At 72.6% G+C, this 21,712-nt stretch carries 26 protein-coding genes; 11 read left to right on the forward strand and 15 right to left on the reverse strand.

The window, feature by feature from the left end; translation table 11 throughout:
* Positions 1-9 precede the first annotated feature (9 nt).
* Complete coding sequence (menD, locus tag ACQPYE_RS38390) at positions 10-1,632, reverse strand: 2-succinyl-5-enolpyruvyl-6-hydroxy-3-cyclohexene-1-carboxylic-acid synthase (protein ID WP_498717990.1); 1,623 nt, start codon at positions 1,630-1,632, stop codon at positions 10-12.
* A gap of 95 nt (positions 1,633-1,727) precedes the next feature.
* Between menD and ACQPYE_RS38395 the strand changes: the two genes are divergently transcribed.
* From ACQPYE_RS38395 to ACQPYE_RS38410, 4 genes are all read left to right on the forward strand, one after another.
* Complete coding sequence (locus ACQPYE_RS38395) at positions 1,728-2,639, forward strand: 1,4-dihydroxy-2-naphthoyl-CoA synthase (protein WP_498717992.1); 912 nt, start codon at positions 1,728-1,730, stop codon at positions 2,637-2,639.
* Entirely contained in the window at positions 2,639-3,700 is a 1,062-nt protein-coding gene (gene menE, locus ACQPYE_RS38400; protein WP_498717993.1) for an o-succinylbenzoate--CoA ligase, read from the forward strand. Before ACQPYE_RS38395 ends, menE begins: the two co-directional genes overlap by 1 nt.
* Positions 3,701-3,828: 128 nt before the next feature.
* Positions 3,829-5,025 (forward strand): DUF8814 domain-containing protein, encoded by a 1,197-nt coding sequence (locus ACQPYE_RS38405; protein WP_498717994.1) that lies wholly within the window; start codon positions 3,829-3,831, stop codon positions 5,023-5,025.
* 122 nt (positions 5,026-5,147) lie between these two features.
* Complete coding sequence (locus ACQPYE_RS38410; protein WP_498717995.1) at positions 5,148-6,020, forward strand: 1,4-dihydroxy-2-naphthoate polyprenyltransferase; 873 nt, start codon at positions 5,148-5,150, stop codon at positions 6,018-6,020.
* A gap of 4 nt (positions 6,021-6,024) precedes the next feature.
* Here ACQPYE_RS38410 and ACQPYE_RS38415 read toward each other — a convergent pair whose 3' ends face one another.
* Positions 6,025-6,972, reverse strand: a complete 948-nt coding sequence (locus ACQPYE_RS38415; protein WP_498717996.1) for an NAD-dependent epimerase/dehydratase family protein — start codon at positions 6,970-6,972, stop codon at positions 6,025-6,027.
* Between the two features lie 70 nt (positions 6,973-7,042).
* Between ACQPYE_RS38415 and ACQPYE_RS38420 the strand changes: the two genes are divergently transcribed.
* Complete coding sequence (locus ACQPYE_RS38420; protein ID WP_498717997.1) at positions 7,043-7,498, forward strand: MarR family winged helix-turn-helix transcriptional regulator; 456 nt, start codon at positions 7,043-7,045, stop codon at positions 7,496-7,498.
* Between the two features lie 42 nt (positions 7,499-7,540).
* On the opposite strand, the gene ACQPYE_RS38425 is transcribed toward ACQPYE_RS38420, so the two are convergent.
* Together ACQPYE_RS38425 and cds1 are read right to left on the reverse strand one after the other, a co-directional pair.
* Positions 7,541-7,939 (reverse strand): hypothetical protein, encoded by a 399-nt coding sequence (locus tag ACQPYE_RS38425; protein ID WP_498717998.1) that lies wholly within the window; start codon positions 7,937-7,939, stop codon positions 7,541-7,543.
* Between the two features lie 73 nt (positions 7,940-8,012).
* Positions 8,013-9,107, reverse strand: a complete 1,095-nt coding sequence (gene cds1 / locus ACQPYE_RS38430; protein ID WP_498717999.1) for an L-cysteine desulfhydrase Cds1 — start codon at positions 9,105-9,107, stop codon at positions 8,013-8,015.
* 22 nt (positions 9,108-9,129) lie between these two features.
* Between cds1 and ACQPYE_RS38435 the strand changes: the two genes are divergently transcribed.
* Genes ACQPYE_RS38435 through ACQPYE_RS38445 form a run of 3 tightly spaced genes read left to right on the forward strand, consistent with a single transcriptional unit; the run spans position 9,130 to position 10,786 of the window.
* Positions 9,130-10,122 carry an ADP-ribosylglycohydrolase family protein gene (locus ACQPYE_RS38435; protein ID WP_498718001.1) on the forward strand — a complete coding sequence of 331 codons (993 nt, stop codon included), beginning with the start codon at positions 9,130-9,132 and terminating at the stop codon, positions 10,120-10,122.
* A gap of 47 nt (positions 10,123-10,169) precedes the next feature.
* Positions 10,170-10,478 carry a PadR family transcriptional regulator gene (locus ACQPYE_RS38440; RefSeq protein ID WP_498718002.1) on the forward strand — a complete coding sequence of 103 codons (309 nt, stop codon included), beginning with the start codon at positions 10,170-10,172 and terminating at the stop codon, positions 10,476-10,478.
* Positions 10,475-10,786 carry a hypothetical protein gene (locus ACQPYE_RS38445; RefSeq protein ID WP_498718003.1) on the forward strand — a complete coding sequence of 104 codons (312 nt, stop codon included), beginning with the start codon at positions 10,475-10,477 and terminating at the stop codon, positions 10,784-10,786. The genes ACQPYE_RS38440 and ACQPYE_RS38445 overlap by 4 nt, the downstream gene beginning before the upstream one ends.
* Positions 10,787-10,790: 4 nt before the next feature.
* Here ACQPYE_RS38445 and ACQPYE_RS38450 read toward each other — a convergent pair whose 3' ends face one another.
* Together ACQPYE_RS38450 and ACQPYE_RS38455 are read right to left on the reverse strand one after the other, a co-directional pair.
* A complete protein-coding gene (locus ACQPYE_RS38450) occupies positions 10,791-11,048 on the reverse strand; it encodes a DUF4229 domain-containing protein (protein ID WP_498718004.1) in 258 nt (85 codons plus the stop codon).
* Positions 11,049-11,059: 11 nt separating this feature from the next.
* Complete coding sequence (locus ACQPYE_RS38455) at positions 11,060-11,527, reverse strand: Lrp/AsnC family transcriptional regulator (RefSeq protein WP_498718005.1); 468 nt, start codon at positions 11,525-11,527, stop codon at positions 11,060-11,062.
* A gap of 110 nt (positions 11,528-11,637) precedes the next feature.
* Here ACQPYE_RS38455 and ACQPYE_RS38460 point away from each other — a divergent pair, with 110 nt between their 5' ends.
* Positions 11,638-11,895: a BldC family transcriptional regulator gene (locus ACQPYE_RS38460; protein WP_236594552.1), complete on the forward strand. Its 258-nt coding sequence runs from the start codon at positions 11,638-11,640 to the stop codon at positions 11,893-11,895.
* 51 nt (positions 11,896-11,946) lie between these two features.
* Positions 11,947-12,126, forward strand: coding sequence for a hypothetical protein (locus tag ACQPYE_RS38465; protein ID WP_498718006.1), 180 nt, complete (start codon positions 11,947-11,949; stop codon positions 12,124-12,126).
* A 59-nt stretch (positions 12,127-12,185) separates the two neighbouring features.
* On the opposite strand, the gene ACQPYE_RS38470 is transcribed toward ACQPYE_RS38465, so the two are convergent.
* The 4 genes from ACQPYE_RS38470 to ACQPYE_RS38485 form a co-directional block, all read right to left on the reverse strand.
* Positions 12,186-13,760: a MinD/ParA family ATP-binding protein gene (locus ACQPYE_RS38470; RefSeq protein ID WP_498718007.1), complete on the reverse strand. Its 1,575-nt coding sequence runs from the start codon at positions 13,758-13,760 to the stop codon at positions 12,186-12,188.
* Positions 13,761-13,903: 143 nt separating this feature from the next.
* A complete protein-coding gene (ccsB, locus tag ACQPYE_RS38475) occupies positions 13,904-14,845 on the reverse strand; it encodes a c-type cytochrome biogenesis protein CcsB (RefSeq protein ID WP_498718009.1) in 942 nt (313 codons plus the stop codon).
* A complete protein-coding gene (gene resB, locus ACQPYE_RS38480; protein ID WP_498723072.1) occupies positions 14,845-16,356 on the reverse strand; it encodes a cytochrome c biogenesis protein ResB in 1,512 nt (503 codons plus the stop codon). The genes ccsB and resB overlap by 1 nt, the downstream gene beginning before the upstream one ends.
* Before the next feature lie 50 nt (positions 16,357-16,406).
* Positions 16,407-17,228, reverse strand: coding sequence for a cytochrome c biogenesis CcdA family protein (locus ACQPYE_RS38485; RefSeq protein ID WP_498718010.1), 822 nt, complete (start codon positions 17,226-17,228; stop codon positions 16,407-16,409).
* A 150-nt stretch (positions 17,229-17,378) separates the two neighbouring features.
* On the opposite strand from ACQPYE_RS38485, the gene ACQPYE_RS38490 reads away from it, so the two are divergent.
* Positions 17,379-18,344 (forward strand): M64 family metallopeptidase, encoded by a 966-nt coding sequence (locus tag ACQPYE_RS38490; RefSeq protein ID WP_498718011.1) that lies wholly within the window; start codon positions 17,379-17,381, stop codon positions 18,342-18,344.
* A gap of 31 nt (positions 18,345-18,375) precedes the next feature.
* Here the strand turns inward: ACQPYE_RS38490 and ACQPYE_RS38495 are convergent, their stop codons facing one another.
* Genes ACQPYE_RS38495 through mce1N form a run of 5 tightly spaced genes read right to left on the reverse strand, consistent with a single transcriptional unit; the run spans position 18,376 to position 21,709 of the window.
* Complete coding sequence (locus tag ACQPYE_RS38495) at positions 18,376-18,963, reverse strand: TlpA disulfide reductase family protein (protein WP_498718012.1); 588 nt, start codon at positions 18,961-18,963, stop codon at positions 18,376-18,378.
* Positions 18,960-19,589 (reverse strand): histidine phosphatase family protein, encoded by a 630-nt coding sequence (locus ACQPYE_RS38500; protein ID WP_498718014.1) that lies wholly within the window; start codon positions 19,587-19,589, stop codon positions 18,960-18,962. The genes ACQPYE_RS38495 and ACQPYE_RS38500 overlap by 4 nt, the downstream gene beginning before the upstream one ends.
* Positions 19,586-20,875, reverse strand: coding sequence for a glutamate-1-semialdehyde 2,1-aminomutase (gene hemL / locus ACQPYE_RS38505; RefSeq protein ID WP_498718015.1), 1,290 nt, complete (start codon positions 20,873-20,875; stop codon positions 19,586-19,588). The genes ACQPYE_RS38500 and hemL overlap by 4 nt, the downstream gene beginning before the upstream one ends.
* Positions 20,876-20,886: 11 nt before the next feature.
* Positions 20,887-21,234 carry a hypothetical protein gene (locus ACQPYE_RS38510; RefSeq protein WP_498718016.1) on the reverse strand — a complete coding sequence of 116 codons (348 nt, stop codon included), beginning with the start codon at positions 21,232-21,234 and terminating at the stop codon, positions 20,887-20,889.
* A 31-nt stretch (positions 21,235-21,265) separates the two neighbouring features.
* Positions 21,266-21,709 carry a transport-regulating membrane protein Mce1N gene (mce1N, locus tag ACQPYE_RS38515; RefSeq protein ID WP_498718017.1) on the reverse strand — a complete coding sequence of 148 codons (444 nt, stop codon included), beginning with the start codon at positions 21,707-21,709 and terminating at the stop codon, positions 21,266-21,268.
* Positions 21,710-21,712 lie beyond the last annotated feature (3 nt).

The following is a 21,712-nucleotide window of genomic DNA, read 5'->3' on the forward strand; positions in this document are numbered from 1 at the left end:
GGATTCCCACTAGTGGAACGCGGTTGACACGGCGGATTTCAAGCGGGCGTGCAGATCGCGCAATTCGTGGCGTTCCGCCCGGATTTCCACCACCCGGATTCCGCTCGGCCGGTCGAGCGCCCGCCGCAGCTCCTCCGGTGTCGCGGCCTCGGTGTGCGGCACGTGGTGCGCGGCGCACAGCGACTTCAGGTCGACGCCGTGCGGCGTGCCGAAAACGCGTTCGAACGCCTGCTGGTGCTCCTCCGCACCCTGTTCCAACAACGCGAAGATGCCGCCGCCGTCGTCGTTGAGCACGACGACCGTCAGGTCGGGACGCGGCTCGCCGGGACCGATGAGCAGGCCGTTCGCGTCGTGCAGGAACGTCAGGTCGCCGATCAGGGCGTAGGTCGGACCCCGGGTGAGCGCGATGCCGGCGGCCGTGGAGACGCTGCCGTCGATGCCGGCCACGCCCCGGTTGGCGTAGGTGCGCACGTCGCGGCGCGGCTCGGCGACCAGGTCGACGTCGCGGACCGGGTTGGACGAGCCGAGGAACAGGTTCGCGCCCGACGGCAGCGCGGCGACCAGGTCGCGGGCCACGTGCAGGCCGGTCGGCCAGGGCTGCTCCGCCAGCAGGCCGTCCACCACCTCGGCGACCGCCTTGTCCGCGTGCTGCCAGGCGGTGAGCCAGTCGTCGTCCACGTCGTGCTCGCCGAGGACCAGGTCGGTCGACGTGTGCGTGGCGGCGAACTGCGGGTCCGACCAGTCCAGCTCGTCGGACAGCACGTGCACGACCGGGGTCCGCGCGATGAGCTTGAGCACACCCCGGGAGAGGGTGGCGCGGCCGACCACGACCACCGCCCGCGGCCGGAGGTGCTCGGGCAGCCCACCCGCGTTGAGCAGCAGCGCGCCGTGGCGCAAACCGTGGCCGGTCGGTTCGGCGACGATCGGCCAGCCGGCGCGTTCGGCCAGGTCGGAGAGGTCGTGCCCGGTGTCGCCGACGATCACCAGGGTGCGCGGGCCGAGGTGGTCGGCGGCGTGCGTGGAGGTGGTCGTGCGGCGGGCCGTGCGGGTCCACGGCATGTCGAACGGGCGGCCGTCCAGGCTCTCCGGCCAGTCGTCGGCGCGGTCGGGCACGAGGGGCTCGCGGAACGGGACGTTGACGTGCACCGGGCCCTGCTCGCGCGCGGTGGCGACGGCGCGGCACACCAGGGAGCGCCACAGGCCGTTCTGGTCGTCCCGGCGTTCGGCGATGGGGAACTGGAGCGTGTCCAGGCCGAAGACGCGCTGCTGGTCCACGGTCTGGCTGGCGCCCGTGCGGTAGAGCTCGACCGGCCGGTCGGCGGTGAGCGCGATGACCGGCACACCCGAGTGCCTGGCCTCCAGCACGGCGGGGTGCAGGTTCGCCACGGCGGTGCCGGACGTGCAGGTGACGGCGGTGACCTCGCCGCTGCCCTTGGCCAGGCCCAGGGCGAGGAAGCCCGCGGTGCGCTCGTCCACGCGGACGTGCAGGGTGAGCCGGCCGGCCGCGGCTGCCTCGTGCAGGGCGAACGACAGCGGCGCGTTGCGCGATCCGGGGCTCAGCACGACGTGTCGGACGTCGTTGCGGATCAGCTCGTCGACGAGCACCCTGGCCTGCGCGGTGGACGGGTTCACCCGCTCATTGTCGCTCAGCCCGCGACCAGGTGGTTCCACGCGCCGAGCCGGACCGGTACCGCGACCGGCCGCGGCGCGGGCCTATTGTCCCTGCCGTGGCAGATCAGGACGTTTCCGAGCTGTTCGACGCCGCCCGCTGGAAGCGGGTCGAGGGCTTCGACTTCACCGACATCACCTACCACCGCGCGGTCGACCAGGGCACGGTGCGCATCGCGTTCGACCGGCCGGAGGTGCGCAACGCGTTCCGGCCCCACACGGTCGACGAGCTGTACCGCGCGCTGGACCACGCCCGGATGAGCTCGGACGTCGGGTGCGTCCTGCTCACCGGCAACGGCCCGTCGCCGCGCGACGGCGGCTGGGCGTTCTGCTCGGGCGGCGACCAGCGCATCCGCGGGCGCAGCGGCTACCAGTACGCGTCCGGCGAGACGGCGGAGACCATCGACCCGGCCCGCGCGGGCCGGCTGCACATCCTGGAGTGCCAGCGCCTGATCCGGTTCATGCCGAAGGTCGTCATCGCGGTCGTGCCCGGCTGGGCCGCGGGCGGCGGGCACAGCCTGCACGTGGTGTGCGACCTCACGCTGGCCAGCGCCGAGCACGCGAAGTTCAAGCAGACCGACGCCGACGTCGGCAGCTTCGACGGCGGCTACGGCTCGGCGTACCTGGCCCGGCAGGTCGGCCAGAAGTTCGCCCGCGAGATCTTCTTCCTCGGCCGGACCTACAGCGCCGAGGACATGCGGCAGATGGGCGCGGTGAACGCGGTCGTGCCGCACGCCGAGCTGGAGTCGACGGCGCTGGAGTGGGCGAAGGAGATCAACGGCAAGTCGCCGACGGCGCAGCGGATGCTGAAGTACGCGTTCAACCTGATCGACGACGGCCTGGTCGGGCAGCAGATCTTCGCGGGCGAGACCACGCGCCTGGCGTACATGACCGACGAGGCGGTGGAGGGCCGGGACGCCTTCCTGGAGAAGCGCCCGCCGGACTGGTCCGACTACCCCTACTTCTACTGATGGCCACCCTCGACGAGCTGCGCGCCGCCCTGGCCGGCGGCGGCACGGCACGGGCGCAGGCCGGCGACCTGCCGCCGCTGCGCGGGTGGGAGACCGGGGCCGCGCTCGCGGTCACGACGTCCGGCTCCACCGGCGAGCCGAAGACCGTGCTGCTCGGCGCGGACGCGCTCACCGCGTCCGCCGAGCTGACCCACGCCCGCCTCGGCGGGCCCGGCCGGTGGCTGCTCGCCCTGCCGACCACGCACATCGCGGGCATCCAGGTGCTGGTGCGGTCGGTCGTGGCGGGCGTCGAGCCGGGCGTGATGGACCTGGCGCCCGGTTTCCGCGCCGCCGACTTCGCCGTCGCGGCCCGACCGTTGCTGGCCACGCCGGGACGTCACTACACCGCGCTCGTGCCCACCCAGCTGGCCCGCCTGGTCGCCACCGAGGGCCCGGGGCTGGCCGCCGCCCGGCAGTTCGACGCCGTGCTGATCGGCGGCGCGGCCACCCCGCCCAGCCTGCTGGAGCGGTCGCGGCGGCTCGGTGTCCGGGTCGTCACCACGTACGGGATGAGCGAGACGTCCGGCGGGTGCGTCTACGACGGGCTGCCGCTGGACGGCGTGCGCGTGCGGCTGGTCGACGGCCGGATCGAGGTCGGCGGGCCCGTGCTGGCGCTGGGCTACCAGGGCGGCGAGCCGTTCGGCGAGTGGTTCCGCACCGGCGACCTGGGCCGCGTCCTGCCCGACGGCACGGTGGAGGTGCTCGGCCGGGCCGACGACGTGATCATCAGCGGCGGCGAGAACATCGCGCCCACCAGGGTCGAACGGGTGCTGGTGGCCCAGCCCGGCGTGCGGGAGGCGTGCGTGGTGGGCCTGCCCGACGCCGAGTGGGGTCAAGTGGTGGCCGCGGCCGTGGTGCCGGAGGATCCGGGTGACCCGCCCGACGCGGACGAGCTGTGCGCGGCGGTCGGCGACGTGGTGGGGCGGTTCGCCATGCCGAAGCGGGTCGCGTTCGTGACGGAACTGCCGCTGCGCGGGCCCGGCAAGGTGGATCGGAAGGCGGTCGCCAGCTCGTTTGGGTGAGTTTCTGTCTTATTAGCAAGATTGTTGGTTGACAGGTAACCACGCCAGGCGGTTGGCTCGGCGACGCCGAGGCGCGCGGCCCTGCCGCGGTCACCACCGCACCGCGCGCCCGGACGAGGAGTGCTGCGATGACCAGGCGCTACCTGATACCGCTCGCCGTCGCCACCGTCCTGACCGCCGGTCTGGCGGCGCCCGCCGCCGCCGAGGGCGACCACGAGTGGACGGCCGACCTCTCCACCGTGAACGCCGACGACAACGGCGTCACGACGCACCACGGCGCGGTGCGGCTCGACCGCGCCGCGCCGACGCCCGCCAGCGCGCGGGCCGCCGTCCGCACCGGGTTCCTGCAACTCGACCCGCGGACGTTCGACGCGCCGGTCAACGCCGTCGCCGCGACCGTGAGGAGCCACGTCCCCGCCGGCGCGGAAGTCGCCGTGGACGTGCGCGGCGCGGTGGGCGACGAGCAGTGGACCGAGTGGGTCGAGGCCCGCCCCGACGCGCCCGCCGTGCTGCCCGCCGCGGTCACCACCGTGCAGGTCCGGCTGGCGCTGACGGCCGAGAAGGCGTCGCCCGAGGTGAGCCGGGTGGACCTCCGGGCGTTCACCACGGCCGCCTCGTCGGACGTCGGGGCGCAGGCCGCCGGTCTGTCCTACCGGGTCTACGCGACCCGTGAGGGCCTGGTCGGCGGCACGACCGCAAACGGGCACGTGATCGTCAGCCGCGACCACTTCGTCGCCCTGCCGTCCCGGCGCGGCCTGTCCGCCAAGGGGACCGGCACGTACAGCGTGCGGGTGTGCGCGTCCAACGGCCGGTGCGAGTGGGCGCCGGTGTGGGACGTCGGCCCGTGGAACACCAAGGACGACTACTGGAACCCGTCGTCCACCCGGGAGATGTGGAAGGACCTGCCCCAGGGCAAGCCCGAGGCGCAGGCCGCCTACCAGGACGGCTACAACGGCGGCAAGGACCAGTTCGGCCGCGCCGTGGCCAACCCGGCGGGCATCGACCTGGCCGACGGCACGTTCTGGGACGGCCTGAAGCTGACCGACAACTCGTGGGTCACGGTCACCTACCAGTGGACCGGTTCGGGCCCGGCGGGCTTCGTCCGCACCGCGGGCGACCCGCTGAACGTGCGCGGCGGCGCGACGTCGACGGCTGCCCAGGTCGGCCTGGCCGCGAACTACGCGCAGGTGCGGGTCGAGTGCCAGGTGACCGGCCAGTCGGTGACGGGCTCGCAGGGCACGTCGAACATCTGGTTCCGGATCGCGGCGGGCAAGTTCATCGCCCGGGCGTACGTGTCCGGCGTGTCGGGCGCCACCGCGTGCTGATCCACCCGGCTCGCTGATCCACCCGGTCGCCGATCCACCCCGGTTCGCCGATCCACCCGGTTCGCTGATCAGGCGGCCACCCGGGAGCGGGTCCCCGTTCACCATGTCGGAGGATGTCCGACATGGCCACAGTCGCCCAGTGGGTATCGGGGACCCGCCCCCGCACGCTGCCGAACTCGATCGCGCCGGTGCTGGTCGGCGCGGGCGCCGCGCACCACATCGACGGCTTCGACCTGACCCGGGCGGTGCTGGCGCTCGTGGTCGCGGTGGCGTTGCAGGTCGGCGTCAACTACGCCAACGACTACTCCGACGGCATCCGGGGGACCGACGAGCACCGCGTCGGCCCGTTCCGGCTGGTCGGGTCGGGTGCGGCCGATCCGCGGGCGGTGCGCGCGGCGGCGTTCGCGGCGCTGGGCGTGGCGGCGGTGGCGGGCCTGGCGCTGGTCGTGCTGTCGGGCCGGTACTGGTTGGTGGCGTTCGGCGCGGTGTGCATCGCGGCGGCGTGGTTCTACACCGGTGGCCGCAAGCCGTACGGGTACTCGGGCCTGGGCGAGCTGGCCGTGTTCCTGTTCTTCGGGCCGGCGGCGGTGCTCGGCACGCTGTACGTGCAGACCGGGGAGGTCACCGGCATCGGCATCGGCGGCGCGGTCGCGATGGGCGCGTTCTCGACCGGCGTGATGATCGCGAACAGCCTGCGCGACATCCCGACCGACATCCAGGCGGGCAAGCGGACCCTGGCGTCCACCCTGGGCGACCGGGACTCTCGCCGGCTGTACCTGGCCCTGGTCTCGATCCCGTTCCTGATCACGCCGGTGATCGGCTTGCGCGTGCCGCTGGCCCTGATCGGCTTCCTGGCCCTGCCCCTGGCCGTGCTCGGCGCGCGCCGGGTGCTGAACGGCAGCAAGGGCCGCGACCTGATCCCCGTGCTGCGCGACACGGGCCTGGCCATGCTCGTCTGGGGCATCGCCGTGCCGGTCGCGCTGGTGCTGGGCTGACCCCTCAGCGCTCGTTGCCCGCGCGCAGCCAGGCGAGGTAGTCGGCGACGGCCCGTTCGGTGTCGTAGGCGGGTTCGTAGCCGGTGTCCTGCCGGAGCCGGGTGATGTCGAGCCAGCTCCGTCCCCCTGTCCCGCCGGTCGGCAGGTCGACCTTCGCGTCCGGGACGACCCGCTTGATCGCGGCGATGAGGTCGGCGTTGGACGTCGCGCGGCCGGAGGCGACGTTGTAGGTGCGGTGGTGGAGCCCGGGCGTGGTCTGCAGGAGCGCGATGGCCCGGCCGCAGTCCTTGGCGTAGCAGAGGTCGAGGGCGTCTTCGGCGTACGCCGGGCCGTGGAGGGCGGAGAGGTCCGGCTCGGTGCCGCGCGCGGCGGCGTGGACCAGTTCGGGCGCGGCGAAGAAGAGCGCGCCGTGGGGCTCGCCCGGTCCCCAGATGCCGGAGATGCGGTAGTCCACGATTTCGATGCCGGTGGCCTCCGCCAGGTGCCCGGTGAGCAGTTCGCCGATCTTCTTGAACCTCGGGATCACGTGCGGTGAGGACATCGGCAACGGCAGGTCCTCGCTGAGCGGGCCGTCACCGGGCACGCCGCCGTAGACGCCGATGGTGCTGGCGACGCCGACGCGCGCCACGCCCCAGGTCCGGGCCGCCTCCACGATGTTGAGCAGACCGCCGAGCGCGGTGCGCGTGGCCTCCACCGGGCGCTCCGGGGCGGGCGGCCAGGGCATCGAGCCGGCGAGGTGCACGATGCCGGTGATCTCGTGCCGCGTGCCGACGTCGAGCAGCGCCGCGAGGTCGGTGATGTCGACCCGCTCCACCGCCACCCGTTCGCCGGCGAGGTGCGCGGGCACGTCGGCGGCACGGCGCTGGACCAGCACGCAGCCCTCGCCGAGGTCGAGCAGCGCCCGCACGGTGTGCGAGCCGATGAAACCGAGACCCCCGGTGACCAGGATCATCGTCCGGCCTTTCTGTCGTCCAGCTGATTATCAGTGCTACTGACGATCAGGCTAGCGGTAGGATCGGCGGGTGGCAAGGACCGACGGACCAGGACCGGAGCTTCGGGGCAACCTCGTCTACCTGCTCAAGCACGCGCAGCTGCGGATGGCGGAACTGCTCGCGGACGCGTTGGAGCCGCACGGCGTCGAGGGACGGGAGCTGGGCGTGATGCTCACCCTCGCCGGCCACGAGCCGCTGTCCCAGCAGCAGGCCGCGCACCGGCTCGGCATCGACCGCACGACGATGGTCGCGCTGCTGGACGCGCTGGAGGGCAAGGGCCTGGTGTCACGCCACCCCGACGCCGACGACCGCCGCCGCAACGTGGTCGAGCTGACCGTGGCGGGCCGGGAAACCCTCCGCCTCGCCACGGCGGCGAGCGACGAGGCCGAGCGCGCGTTCCTCACGTCGGTCAGCGACCGGGCCGCACACGACCTGCGGAGCACGCTGCAAGCGATCGTGTTCGACCCGACCGACCGAGACTCCTGACGCGGACCGGCGACCGTGACCGGTGACCGGACCGGTGACCGCTTACCAGGCGTCCTCGGTGAACGTCATCGGTTCGTCGTCGTCACGCGGTTCGGGTTCGGGGGCGGCCACGCGTGGTTCCTCGCCGCGGCACAGGGCGGCCAGGGCGTCGCGGTCCGCTTCCAGCGCCGCCTTCACGCCGCGGTCCTCGGCGGCCTCGCCCATGAGGACCTGGCGCCAGCTCAGGTAGCCGCCCGCGATCCGCCGCTGCAACGCCTGGAGCTCCGGCGTCGCCGCGTTCGACTTCGCGTACTGCATCACCCGCCGCACGTCGTCGGCCGACGGCTCGCGCCGCGGGTACCGCAGCTTCGCCGCCTCGCGCATCGCCTTGTCGGCATCGGCGACGGACCTGGCCAGCACGTCCTCCGCCGTGAGCACCTCCGCCGTCCGCCACGCGCTCACCGCACACCCCTTTCCACGCGCCGATCCCGCTGCGACGCACGGCACGCGCCGCGCGTTCCCATGAAAACGAGAATCAGCGGTCCCAGGTGCCGGTCGCGCGGAACCTCGCCAACGTGGCCAGGTGCGGTTCGAGGTCCATGCCCTGCGCGGCGACCCACTCGTCGTCGTAGTAGGTGTTCGCGTAACGCTCGCCGCCGTCGCACAGCAACGTCACGACGCTGCCGCGCAACCGCGACGCCCGCAGCTCCGCGATCAGCTGGAACGCGCCCCACAGGTTCGTGCCGGTCGACCCGCCGACCCGCCGGCCCAGCACCTCCTCGACGTGCCGGATCGTCGCCAGCGACGCCGCGTCCGGCACCTTGATCATCCGGTCGATCACGTCGCCGATGAACGACGGCTCCACCCGCGGCCGGCCGATGCCCTCGATGCGCGAGCCCCGGGTGGCGGTCAGCGACGGGTTCCCGTCGCACCACGCGTCGAAGAACACCGAGTGCTCCGGGTCCACCACGGCCAGCCGGGTCCGCAGCTTCCGGTAGTGGATGTAGCGGCCGATGGTGGCGCTCGTGCCGCCCGTGCCCGCGCCCACCACGACCCACTCCGGCTCGGGCGCGGCCTCCAGCTCCATCTGCTGGAACACCGACTCGGCGATGTTGTTGTTGCCGCGCCAGTCCGTCGCCCGCTCGGCGTGCGTGAACTGGTCCATGAAGTGCCCGTCCAGCTCGGCCGCGAGCCGGCGCGACTCGTCGTAGATCGCGCCCGGCTCGTCGACGAAGTGGCACCGGCCGCCCTGGCGCTCGATCAGCGCCACCTTCTCCCGGCTGGTGGACCGGGGCATCACCGCGATGAACGGCAACCCGAGCAGCCGCGCGAAGTACGCCTCCGACACGGCGGTCGAGCCGGACGACGCCTCGATCACGGGCGTGCCGCCGACCACCCAGCCGTTGCAGATCGCGTACAGGAACAGCGACCGCGCGAGCCGGTGCTTGAGCGAGCCGGTGGGGTGGGTCGACTCGTCCTTCAAGTACAGGTCGATCCCCCACTCCGGTGGGAGGGGGAAGTGCAGCAGGTGCGTGTCGGCGCTGCGGTTGGCGTCCGCTTCGATGATGCGGACGGCCTCGCACACCCATTCCCTGGTCCGGGAGCTACATCGATCTACCGAAGTCGTCACGCCGGCACGATACTTCTGCGACGTGACCTCACTTCGGATCGGCTCACTCCGCGGCAGCCTCCTCGCCGGCGCCGTCGGCGACGCGCTCGGCGGTGCGATCGAGTTCGACCGGATCGACCGCATCCGGGGCCGGTTCGGTCCCTCGGGCCTGACCGACTACGCCCCCGCCTACGGTCGGCTCGGCGCGATCACCGACGACACGCAGATGACCCTGTTCACGCTGGAAGGGCTGCTGCTGGCCCGCAAGCGCGGCAGCGACCCGGTGCACGAGGTGCGCGTGGCGTACGCGCGGTGGCTGCGCACGCAGGGCGGCCCGGAGGTGAGACCGGACGGGTGGCTGCTGGACGTGCCCGAGCTGCACGACCGGCGCGCGCCCGGCAACACGTGCCTGACCGCGTTGCGCTCGGGCGTGCTCGGCACGGTGGACGCGCCGATCAACGACTCCAAGGGCTGCGGCGCGGTGATGCGCGCGGCGCCGGTGGCGTTGTGGTCCGACGACGTGCGCGAGGTGTTCGACCTGGCCGCCGCGACCGGCGCGCTGACCCACGGCCACCCCAGCGGCTACCTGTCGGCGGGCGTGCTGGCCGTGCTCGTGCAGCAGGTGCTGGCGGGCGTGCCGCTGCCGTCCGCGATCGAGGTGGCCCGCGCCGAGCTGATCCGGTGGGACGGCCACGAGGAGCAGCTGGCCCTGCTGGACCTCGCCGTCGAGCTGGGCGTCGGTGGCGTGCGGCCGACGCCCGAGGTGATCGAGACCACGTTGGGCGGCGGGTGGGTCGGCGAGGAGGCGTTGGCGATCGCGGTGCTGACCGCGCTGGCCGCGCGCGACCTGGCGGACGGGCTGCTGCTCGCGGTCAACCACTCCGGGGACAGCGACTCGACCGGCGCGCTGTGCGGGAACCTGCTCGGCGCGCGCGACGGCGTCGAGGCCGTGCCGGAGCACTGGCTGGAGGCGCTGGAGCTGCGGGACGTGGTCGAGCGCCTGGTCGACGACGCGGAGGCCACTTTCGCGCGATAGGGCCGCGAACCTCGACAAGCCTTGATCTACATAGGTAGGCTAGCGCCGTGGAGCCACTCGGACGCATCGGAGCGGCCACGGTCGACGTGCTGGGAGTGCTGCTCGGGAGCGACCGGCCGCGCTGGGGCCTGGAGATCATCAAGCTGACCGGCCGCCCGTCCGGCAGCGTCTACCCGCTGCTCGACCGCCTGGAACGGGCCGGGTGGGTCACCTCGTCGTGGGACGACGACAGCGAACGCCGCGGTCCGCGCCGCCGGGTGTACGTGCTCACGCCCGGAGGCGCCCAGGAGGCGGTCAAGGTGTGCGCGAAGAAGGCCAGACCCGTGCCCGTCACCCGACCGGAGGTCGCCCGATGAGCCGACTCACCACCCGACTCGCCCTGGCCGTGGTCCGGGTCGCCGTCCTGCGGCTGCCCCAAGGGCAGCGGGACCGTTACCTGGAGCAGTGGCGCGCCGACGTCGGGGGCGCGCGCGAACTGGGGCTGAACCCGCTCGGCGTGGCGTCCGGCGCGGTCCGCATCGCCCACCGGGAGCGCAGGCCCCTGCTGCTGCCGATCGGCCCGCTGGCGCTGGCCCTGCGGCTGCGCGAGAGCACGAACATCGGCGCGGTGCTGGCCGTGCTGGTGCTGGCCAACCTCGGCGGGGCGATCCTGCTGGTGGTGTGAGGGGCTAGGCGGCGTCGCCGCGCAACTGGGCGCGCAGCTTCTCGCGCTCGGCGCGGCGCACGGCCTGCTTCTCCTCCAGGCCCTGCGCGACCCGCTTGCGCAGCCCGCCGAAGACGAAGAGCGACAGCGGCAGCGCCACCACCACGCCCACGGCGAGGGCGACCAGCAGCGGCACGTCGACGAGCACGAGCAGCGCGGTGACCGCGGCGACCATGCCGAGGCGCGCGCCGACGTAGAGCGTCACATCACGACCCAGGTGCACGGTTACCCAGGTTACGCGTCGTCGGATGGACCGGCCGCCGCGGTGTTCGGACGGCCCTCGAACCGGGTGGACAGCACGACCGTGGTGCGCGTGCGCGCGACGCCCTGGATGCGCCGCAACCGGCCGAGCGAGCGCTCCAGGTCGTCCACCGTGGCCACCCGCACCTTCACGATGAACGACTCGTCGCCCGCCACCCGGTAGCACGACTCGACCTCGACCAGCTCGGCCAGCGCGACGGCCAGTTCGTCGTCGTCCGCGGTGTCGGTGGGGTGGATGCTGACCAGCGCGGTCACGCCGAGGCCCACGGCGCTCGGGTCGACCACGGCGTGGTAGCCGACGATCACGCCGGTGGTCTCCAGCTTGCCGACCCGCTCGTGCACGGCGGAGGCCGAGAGGCCCACCTTGCGCCCCAGGTCGGCGTAGGTGGCCCGGCCGTTCTCCCGGAGGGCGGCGATGATCTGCCGATCAAGAGCGTCCACCGGTCACAGCGTAGGCCCACCGCCCCCGATGTCCGAACCGCACGCTTCGTCCCTTACTACCTCTTTACCATCACCCAAGCGTTCGAGTACCCGATGGGTGAGGTGCCACGATGCGTCCGGTACGTCTGTTCGCCATCGGGGAGGATGCCGTGACGTTGACGCAGGGACACCAGGGGGAACGCCTGCTGACACCGGGCGAGGTCGCGAGCCTGTTCCGGGTCGACCCAAAGACGGTCACCAGGTGGGCCACCGCGGGCCGGATCGGCTCCATCCGCACGCCGGGCGGTCACCGGAGGTTCCGCGAGTCCGAGGTCCAGCAGCTGTTGTCCCAGCTGACCACGGAGGCGACCGAGCCGGTCCGGCACTGACCACGCCACCTCCGCGGCAAGGGTAATGTCATGGCAAAGGAGGTGGCGACCATGCTCTACCTGCTCGCGGTCATCGGTGCGCTCACCATCGCCGTGCTGCTGTGGCGTGCGTTCGGACCGAACCGGGTCGATACCGCCCCCAGTCGTCGAATCGTGGCGCCGGACGACGATCCGGACTTCCTGCGCAAGCTCGGCGAGCAGCGCAAGAAGAAGCCGGAGGACGAAGAGTGACAACGGTGGGGCCTCGCACGGAGGCCCCCACGTCGTGCTGACCCGGTCGTCGTGACGACCTAGTTGTTCGGGAAGTCGTCGGCCACGGTGGCGGCGAGCTCCAGCAGCGCGAGCCGGGTGTCCGGGGCGAGCTTGTCCAGCTCGATCTCCGCGCCCTCTTCCAGGTGCGAGTCGAACGGGATCCGCACCACGGCGCGGCAGCGCTGGGCGAAGTGCGCGGCCAGCTTGTCCAGGTCGACCTTGCCCGAGCCCGGCCGCACCGAGTTGATCACCGCGACGGACTTCGCGACCAGGTCGCGGTAGCCGTGGGCGTCCAGCCAGTCCAGCGTCGCCGCCGAGGTCTGCGCGCCGTCCACCGAGCCGGACGAGACCAGCACCAGGGAGTCGGCCTGGTCCAGCACGCCCTTCATGGCCGAGTGCATCAGGCCGGTGCCGCAGTCGGTGAGCACGATGTTGTAGAACAGCTCCAGCAGGCCCATCGTGCGCAGGTAGTCGAGGTCGCTGAACGCCTCCGACACGGCCGGGTCCTGCTCGGACGCCAGCACCTCCAGGCGGCTGGGCGACTGCGAGGTGTACGCGCGCACGTCGCTGTACCGGGTGATCTTCGAGGCGTCGCGCAGCAGGTGCCGCACGGTCGCCGTGGTCTCCCTGGGCACCTTCAGCGCCAGCGTGCCGCGGTCGGGGTTGGCGTCCACCGCGATGACCCGGTCGCCGCGCAGCGAGGAGAACGTCGAGCCGAGCGTGGTCGTCGTCGTGGTCTTGCCGACGCCGCCCTTGAGGCTCAGCATGGCGATCTTGTAGCAACCGCGCAGCGGCTGGTTGATCCGGCCGATCAGCTCGCGCCTGCGGACGTCCGCGGGGCTCTCGCCGAGGTTGACCAGACCGCCGGTGACCGAGTGCACGGTCTTGCGCCAGCCGGACTGCGGCGGGCGCTTCGCACGCTTGATCAACTGCTGCGAGGACACGTCGCTGGCGTTGGCCGCGCGCTGCGGCGGTTGCTGCTGGGGCTGGACGCTCTGCGGGAAGTTGTTGGGAAAACCGCCCTGGTACTGCTGCGGGCCTGGCTGCTGCGGTCCCGCCTGGTGGGGTCCCGACTGCCCCGGGCCGGGGTACGGACCGGACTGACCGCCCGACACCTGGTACGCGCCGGACTGACCGCCGGAGACCTGGTAAGCGCCCGATTGGCCACCAGGCACCTGGTACGCGCCCGACTGACCGCCGGGCACCTGGTAAGCGCCCGACTGGCCACCGGGCACCTGGTAGGCGCCGGACTGGCCACCGGGCACCTGGTACGCGCCGGACTGCTGCCCGGGGACCTGGTACGGCCCGGACTGCTGGCCCTGCACCTGGTACGGCCCCGACTGCTGGCCCTGCACGGGGTACGGGCCGGACTGCTGAGCCTGCGCGGGGTGAGGACCGGACTGCTGGCCCTGCGCCGGGAACCCGCCCGACGGGGGTCCGGTCACCTGGCCGGACTGCGCCGGGTCCAGGTACACGGTCTGGGGGTCGACGTAGTGGGCACCCGACCCCGGCTCGACCTGGTGGCCGCCCGACTGGTTCGGGTTGGGCTGCTGCCCTTCCGCTCCGGCCGGCTGCTGCCACGACGGCTCAGGATTCTCGTAGCGACCGGTCACCGCTGGGGTCCTCCCTGAGCGAAGCGGATCGAGACCTCCCCGACCCCGCGCGTTCGACGGTAGTCGGCGACCAGTGGTTCCACGACACTGGGTGTTCGCTCGTCCGAGCCTCGCGAACACCGCCTGACACGTGGTCTACGGCATCAGCCGACGCCCGCGTACGAGTGCATCCCAGTCGTTACGAGGTTGATGAAGAACAGGTTGAACACGGTCAGCGCGAAGCCGAGCGAGTTGATCCACGCGGCGGGCCGGCCGCGCCACCCCGCCGTCGCCCGCGCGTGCAGGTACGCCGCGAAGACGACCCACGAGACGAACGCCACGGTCTCCTTGGGGTCCCAGCCCCAGAACCGGCCCCACGCCGCCTCGGCCCAGATCGCGCCGCAGATGATGCCGATGGTGAACAGCGGGAACGCGAACACCGTGCTGCGGTAGGCGAGCCGGTCGAGCACGTCGGCGTCGGGCAGCCTGGTGAACCGCGCGCGACCCGAGGTCTTCAGCAGGTACAGCACGCTGGCCACGCCGGGCACCAGCAGCACGCCGCTGGACACCGAGATCACCGAGACGTGCACCACGAGCCAGTACGACTGCAACGCGGGCTGCACGGGCGCGGCGTCGGCGTAGAGCACCGTGCCGCCGAGGAACATCAGGACCACGATCGGCACGAGCACGAAGCCGCCGAGCTTGCGGACGTCGAACGTGCGCGAGAGCACGAGCCACGTCACGACGGCGGCCAGCGTGAGCAGCGAGCCGTACTCGTACATGTTGCCCCACGGCGCGCGCCCGGTCGCGAACCCGCGCAGCACCAGGGAAGCGGTCTGCAGCAGCGCGCCGAGGACGGTGAGCGCCACGCCCATGCGGCCGAGGCGTTCGGCGCGGGACAGCTCCGGCTTGGTGACCCGGCCGGGCGCCCACGTGCCGTCGGCCTGCGTGCCGCCCGCCGCGACGGCCCCGGCCGGTTCGCGGGTCTTCGCGGGCCGGGCGAACGCCGCCTCGCACAGGTACAGCACGGCGGCGAGGAAGTAGATCGCCACGGCCGCGCCGTAGGTCCAGTCGCTGTAGGTCGCCAGCGTCGTGTTGACCGGCATCAGCCCTCCTCCTTGTGAGCGAGCAGGTCGCGGGAGGAGACCAGGTCACGGGCCAGCGCCGTGAACTCCTCGCCGTACCCGGCCTGATCAGTGCGTGCGAGGCCGCCGACCTCGACCACGGTACGCCCGTCCTCCCGGGGCGCCGCCCGCACCCAGACGCGGCGGCGCTTGATGCTCAGCGAGACGGCCAGACCGAGGATGACCAGCACCGAGAACACCAGCACCCACACCTGGGTGGGGTCGTGGGACACCTGCAACGACACCCAGTCGCGGACGCCGTCGAAGCGGATCACGGTGCCGTCGTCCAGCTCCAGCTGCTCGCCCTGCTTGAGGTTCTGCCGGGCGACCTTGGTCAGCTTGCCGTCCTGCACCATCTTCTGGTCGATCGAGAAGATGGACTGGCCGCGGCCGGAGTCGGTGCCGAGGTCGCCCCGGTAGACGTCGATCGCGACCGCCGGGTCGTTCGCGGCGGGGAACGCGGAGTCGAGCAGCTCGCCCTGGAAGGCGGCGGTCGGCGCGAGCAGGCCGGTGATCGCGAGCTGGCTCCTGCGGCGCTGCTCGGCGTCCGGCACGTTCGGCGGGTCGAACTTCGTCGCACCCTCCGAGGCGAGCGTGACCTGGTCGACCGGGCGCCACTGGGTCGCGCCGGTGCGGGTCTCGCCGTTCGGGAAGGTGACCGTGAACAGCGGCGTGTAGCCGTGGCCGAGGAGGTAGAGCCGGTCGCCCGCGGTGCGCAGGGGGCTGTTGACCTCCAGCGGGTACGGCCGCCAGGCGCCGGTCGCCAGGTCCGCGCCGGACTGGTACTGGATGCTCGCGCGGAAGCTCTCCGCCTGGCCGTTGTGCAGGTACGTGGCGTCGAAGTCGTCGACCCGCACGCAGAACTGGTTGAGCTGCGTGCCGTCCACGCGCAGCCCCGGGCGGAACGAGTCGTAGTTGTAGACGCCCGAGTTGCAGAACTGGCCGCCGGCGGCCTGGACGATGACCTGGCCCTCGTAGCCGAACATCTTGCCCAGCGCGAACGCGACCAGCAGGCCGAGCAGGGAGAAGTGGAACACCAGGTTGCCGGTCTCGCGGAGGAACCCGCGCTCGGCGCTGATCGTGCGCGCGCCGTCCGGCTCGTCGCGGGTGATCGTGCGCCAGCCCTTGAGCCGGCGCTCGGCGTGCTCGATGACGGCGCTCGGCGACGCGGCCGTGTCACCCGACGCGTGGTGCGGCATCCGGGCCAGGTTGCGCGGCGTGAGCACCGGCTTGACCCGCATCTGCTTGAAGTACTCCCACGTGCGCGGCAGCAGGCAGCCCACCAGGGACACGAACAGCAGCACGTAGATCGCGGAGAACCAGAAGCTCGCGTAGACGTCGAAGAACTGCAACCGGTCCAGGAGCCGGCCCCACCAGCCCTTGTCGGCGATGTACTCGTCGACCTTGAACGAGTTCAGCGAGCGCTGCGGCAGCAACGCGCCCGGCATCGCGCCGAGGGCGAGCAGGAAGAGCAGGGTCAACGCGGTGCGCATGGCCGTGAGGCCGCGCCACGTGTTGCGCAGGAAGGCGATGAGGGTGCGCACTACAGCGGCAGTTCCAGGTCGTTGATCACCGCGTCGCGCAGCCAGGCGACGAAGTCGCCCCACAGACCGGTGACCAGGGCCACGCCGACGGCGATCAGCAGCACGCCGCCGAACACCTGCACCTGGCGGACGTGCGAGCGCAGCCAGCCGGTCGTGCGGACCGCCCAGCGCGCGCCGACCGCGATGAGGATGAACGGCAGGCCGAGGCCGAGGCAGTAGGCCAGCACGAGGACCGCGCCGCGGCCGGAGACCGAGCCGACCTCGGTGCTGCGGGCCAGCGCCATCACGCCCGTCAGCGTCGGTCCGAGGCACGGCGTCCAGCCGAGCGCGAACACGCCGCCGAGCAGGGGCGCGCCGAGCAGGCCGGCCCGGGGCGTGCGGTGCAGTCGGACGTCGCGCTGGAGGGCGGGCACGAGGCCGATGAACACCAGGCCCATGGCGATCGTGATGACGCCGCCGACGCGCTGGAGCAGGTCGGCCTGGATCAGGAACAGGTCGGTCAGCCCGAGCACCACGAACGACATCAGGGCGAACACGACGGTGAAACCGAGGACGAACAGCAGCGCGGCGCCCGCGACCCGCCAGCGACCGCGCTTGGCGGCCTCGCCGTCCGCAACGGCCGGCGCTTCCGCGCCCACCAGGCCCGCGAGGTACGCGAGGTAGCCGGGCACCAGCGGGACCACGCACGGTGAGGCGAACGAGATCGCCCCGGCCAGCACCGCCACCCCGGTCGCGAGCAGGATCGGGCCGGAGGTGGCCAGATCGGTCGGGTTCACGTCGTCCAGGGTAGGTATCCGCACCTTGACGCCGTGCACCGGCATCCCTTATGGGCGACCCACGTCACAGCGCGGAGGTCGTCCGGATGGCGCTGCGGCGGGGTGATGAGACGGCCTTGATACCCCATCCGGTGAATGTCTAAACGCGACCATCAACCCTTGTGGGTTAGTGGTCCGCTTCATAGCGTCACTGCCATGCGAGCACACCGGCTCACCCTGCCCGTGCTGGCCGTCGCCTTCGCCGTCGTCGCCGCTCCCCTGCCCGGCAGCGCCGCGGAGTCCGGCGGTCCCGGCGCGGAGTGGGTGGAGGTCTTCTCACCGGACGGCACGATCTCCCGCACGCCCGTGCCGGTCGCCGTCGAGACCAGGGCCGCGCCCGGTGAGGTGGCCGCCGACGTGGTGGCGATCCAGGAGACCGGCCCGCCCGACCAGCGGTTCGACCTGGTCTTCGTCGGCGACGGCTACACGGCGGGCGAGATCGCCGTCTTCCACGAGCACGTGGTGGACAAGTGGGCGGAGCTGTCCGCCGTGGAGCCGTTCAAGTCCCACCGCCAGTACTTCAACGTCTGGCAGGTCGACGTCGTGTCGGACGAGTCCGGTGTGGACCACGACCCGGCCCTGGGCGCGGACCGCGACACGGCGCTCGACATGGGCTTCTGGTGCCAGGGCCGTGACACCCAGACCGAACGGCTGCTGTGCGTGAACCAGACCAAGGCGGCCCAGTTCGCCGCGCTCGCGCCGCAGGCCGACCAGGTCATCGCGCTCGGCAACACGGCCAAGTACGGCGGCGCGGGCGGCGGCGTGGCGACCGCGGCGGGCGCGAACGACCAGGCCGGCCAGATCGCCGTGCACGAGCTCGGCCACTCGATCGGCGGGCTGGCCGACGAGTACGACTACCCGTACGACCGGTACGGCGGCGACGAGCCGGCCGAGGTCAACGTGACCGCGGACCCGACCGGCGCGAAGTGGTCGGCCCACCTGGGCCAGGCGTCGCCGGACGGTGGCGTGGTCGGCGCGTTCGAGGGCGCCCGGTACCACAAGTCCGGCCTGTACCGGCCGACCGACAACTCGATCATGCGCACGCTCGGCCGCGAGTTCAACCTCGTCGGCCGCGACGCGATGGTCGAGGCGTTCCGGGCGAAGGTGCCGGAGCTGCGCTGACCTCGGTGGGACGGCCGAGCCGCGGTGACGGCTACGGCTGTTCCGCGGCGAGGTCGTCGACCAGCGGCACCAGGTCGGTGGCGATCACCGCGCCGAGGAACGCCGCGGCCACCCGGTGCTGCTTGTCCAGCACGAACGTGGACGGCACGGCGTTGGGCGGCAGCCCGCGGAACGCCAGCATCGCCCGCCCCGACTCGTCATAGATCGACGGGTAGGCCAGCTTCCGGTTCGTCATGAAGTCGCGGGGCGACTCGGTGGAGGACTCCTTGACGTTGACGCCCAGCACCTGGACGACCTCCGACCCGAGCTCGTCCTGCACCTTCTGCAGCTCCGGCGCCTCGGTCCGGCACGGCCCGCACCACGCGCCCCAGATGTTGACGATCACGACCTTGCCCGCGTAGTCGTCCAGGGAGACGGTCTTGCCGTCCTCCATCAGGCTCGGCCCGGCCAGTCCGGTGACCCGCTTGCGCTCGTCGCCGTCGTAGCGCAGCTTCGTCTCGCCGTTGGGCGCGACGAGCTGGAACTCCGAACCGGCGACCACCGCGTCGTCGCCGGTCGAGCAGCCGGCGAGGAGCAGGAGCGCCACCGCGAGGCCGGCGAGGGGTGAGCGGGCCCTCATGCCCCGGTCACCCTCGGGTTCGTCGCGCCGGCGGGCTCGGTGTAGACCACCCGCACCAACTGCTCCCCCTCGAACACGAGGCTGGTCAACGACGCCAGCGAGCACTCGCGGCGACGCGGGTCGTGCCACATCCGCTTGCCCTCCAGGAACCGCCGCAGCGTCCAGATCGGCAGCTGGTGCGACACGCACACGGCCTCATGGCCCTCGGCGGCGGACCGGGCCCGCTGCACCGCGCCGAGCATCCGGTGCGCGATCGCCAGGTACGGCTCGCCCCACGACGGCCGCAGCGGGTTGACCAGCTTCGGCCAGTGCCTCGGCGAGCGCAGCGCGCCGTCGCCGACGGCCACCTTCAGGCCCTCGAACTTGTTGTCCGCCTCGATCAGCCGCTCGTCGGTGTCCAGTTCGAGGCGGTGCGAGTCGGCGATCGGCGACGCGGTCTGCTGCGCCCGGTCCAGCGGGGACGCCACGACGTGCGCGATGTCGTGGTCGGCCAGGTGCTCGGCCACGGTCAGCGCCTGCTTCTGGCCCCGTTCGGACAGCTTGAAGCCCGGCAGGCGGCCGTAGAGGATGCCGGTCGGGTTGTGCACCTCGCCGTGCCGCAGCAGGTGGACGACAGTCCGGCTCACTGGGTCGCCTCCGCGGCGGCGCGGGCGGCGTGCGGCAGGGCGTCGGCGATGACCTGGAAGTCGTCGTCGGTCATGGCCGCGTTGACGAACCACGCCTCGAAGGCGCTCGGCGGCGCGTACACGCCGCGGTCGAGCAGGGCGTGGAAGAAGGCCGGGAAGCGCCACGTCTCGGCTCGCTGGGCGCCCGCGTAGTCGGTGACCTCGGTGTCGGTGAAAAACACGCTGACCAGGTTGCCGGCGAACTGGACGCGGTGCGCGACACCCGCCTCAGTGAGCGCGGCGGTGAACAGCGCGCCCAGTCGCGTGGCGTTGGCGTCCAGGGTGCGGTAGACGTCGTCGGTCGCGGCGCGCAGCGTGGCCAGGCCCGCCGCCACCGCGACGGGGTTCCCGGACAGCGTGCCCGCCTGGTAGACCGGGCCGGCCGGGGCGAGCTTCGACATCACGTCGGTCCGGCCGCCGAACGCCGCCGCGGGCAGGCCGCCGGACATGACCTTGCCGAACGTGTAGAGGTCGCCCTCGACGTTCTCCAGGCCGTACCAGCCGGCGCGGGAGACGCGGAAGCCGGTCATCACCTCGTCCATGACCAGCAGCGCGCCGTTGTCCCGGCAGAGCTGCTTGAGCTCGGCGTTGTGCTTGGGCGCGATCGCGCCCATGTTGCCCGCGGCGGCCTCGGTGATCACGCAGGCGATCTCGTCGGGGTTCTCGGCGAACGCCCGGCGGACGGCCTCGACGTCGTCGTAGGGCAGCACGAGGGTGTCGGCCGCCTGCGCGCCGGTGACACCGGGCGAGGTGGGCAGGCCGAGCGTGGCGACGCCGGAGCCGGCCTGGGCGAGCAGCGCGTCCACGTGGCCGTGGTAGCAGCCGGCGAACTTGACGATCTTGCGACGGCCGGTGAAGCCGCGGGCCAGCCGGATCGCGCTCATGGTGGCCTCGGTGCCGGAGTTGACCAGGCGCACCTGGTGCACCGGGGCGACCCGGTCGATGATCTCCTCGGCCAGCTCGATCTCGCCCTCGGTGGGCGTGCCGAACGACAGGCCGCGCACGGCCGCCTCGCGGACGGCGTGGACCACGTCCGGGTGGGCGTGCCCGAGGATCATCGGGCCCCACGACGAGACCAGGTCGACGTACCGGTTGCCGTCGGCGTCCCACAGGTGCGGTCCCTCGCCGCGCACCATGAACCTCGGCGTGCCGCCGACCGAGTGGAAAGCCCGCACCGGGGAGTTCACGCCACCGGGGATCACCGCCGCCGCGCGCTCGAACAGTGCCTGGGATCGCGTCGCTGTCACGCCGTCCAGTCTCACACGTCGGGTTCTTCGCCCTGCTTCCGACCACGGGTGCGCACGGCGAGCACGGTCTGGCGGACGGCGTCGAGCAGGAGCACGCCCGCGATCGTGACGAGGCCCGCCGACGCGCCGATCCAGTTGCCCTTGAAGCGGGTGGACTCCAGCGGCGGGTGGTCGGGCACGGGGTAGCTGTAGTGCAGGACACCCCGGTTCCAGCACCACGCGGCGAGCGGCACGAGCAGGGCGACGAGCACCACCTCGCCGACCGCGACGAGCGCGCGTTTCGGCTGGTGCAGCGTCGGCGCGCCGGGTTCCGGCTCGGGTTCCGGCACGGTCTCGGTCTCGGCGGTGGCCGCAGTCACGTCGGTCAGCCTCTCATGCCCGGCTCGCTCGTCACGCACGTGTGCTCAACAGTGCCGCGATCTCGGCGCGGAGGGCGTCGGCGTCGCGCGCCCAGCCCATCACCACCGCGCCGCCGACGAGCCGCAGGGGCACCGCCGTCGTGCCGCGCGGCAGGGTCCAGGCCCCGCCGAGCACCTTCACGCCCGCGCGCGGTTCGACGCCCTCGACGGCCTCGACGTCGCCGAGCCGCAGCTCCTCGCGGCCCTGGCGCAGGGCGACGGGGGTGAGGCGGACCTGGTAGAGGCGACGGCGGGCCTGCACCCAGAGGGCGGTGGGCAGGAGCAGGACCAGTGCGACGGCGAGCCACAGGAGCGGGCGGGCCGCGCCGGTCGACGCCTCGACGCCGAACCCGAGCGCGGCGAACACCGGGCCCCACAGCAGCGGCCACCAGGACGTGCCGGACTCGGCGTACAGGGTCGGCTGGTCGTGGTCCACTCG

Origin of the sequence: Actinosynnema sp. CA-299493 (assembly GCF_050946825.1) — a bacterium.
Classification (GTDB): domain Bacteria; phylum Actinomycetota; class Actinomycetes; order Mycobacteriales; family Pseudonocardiaceae; genus Actinosynnema.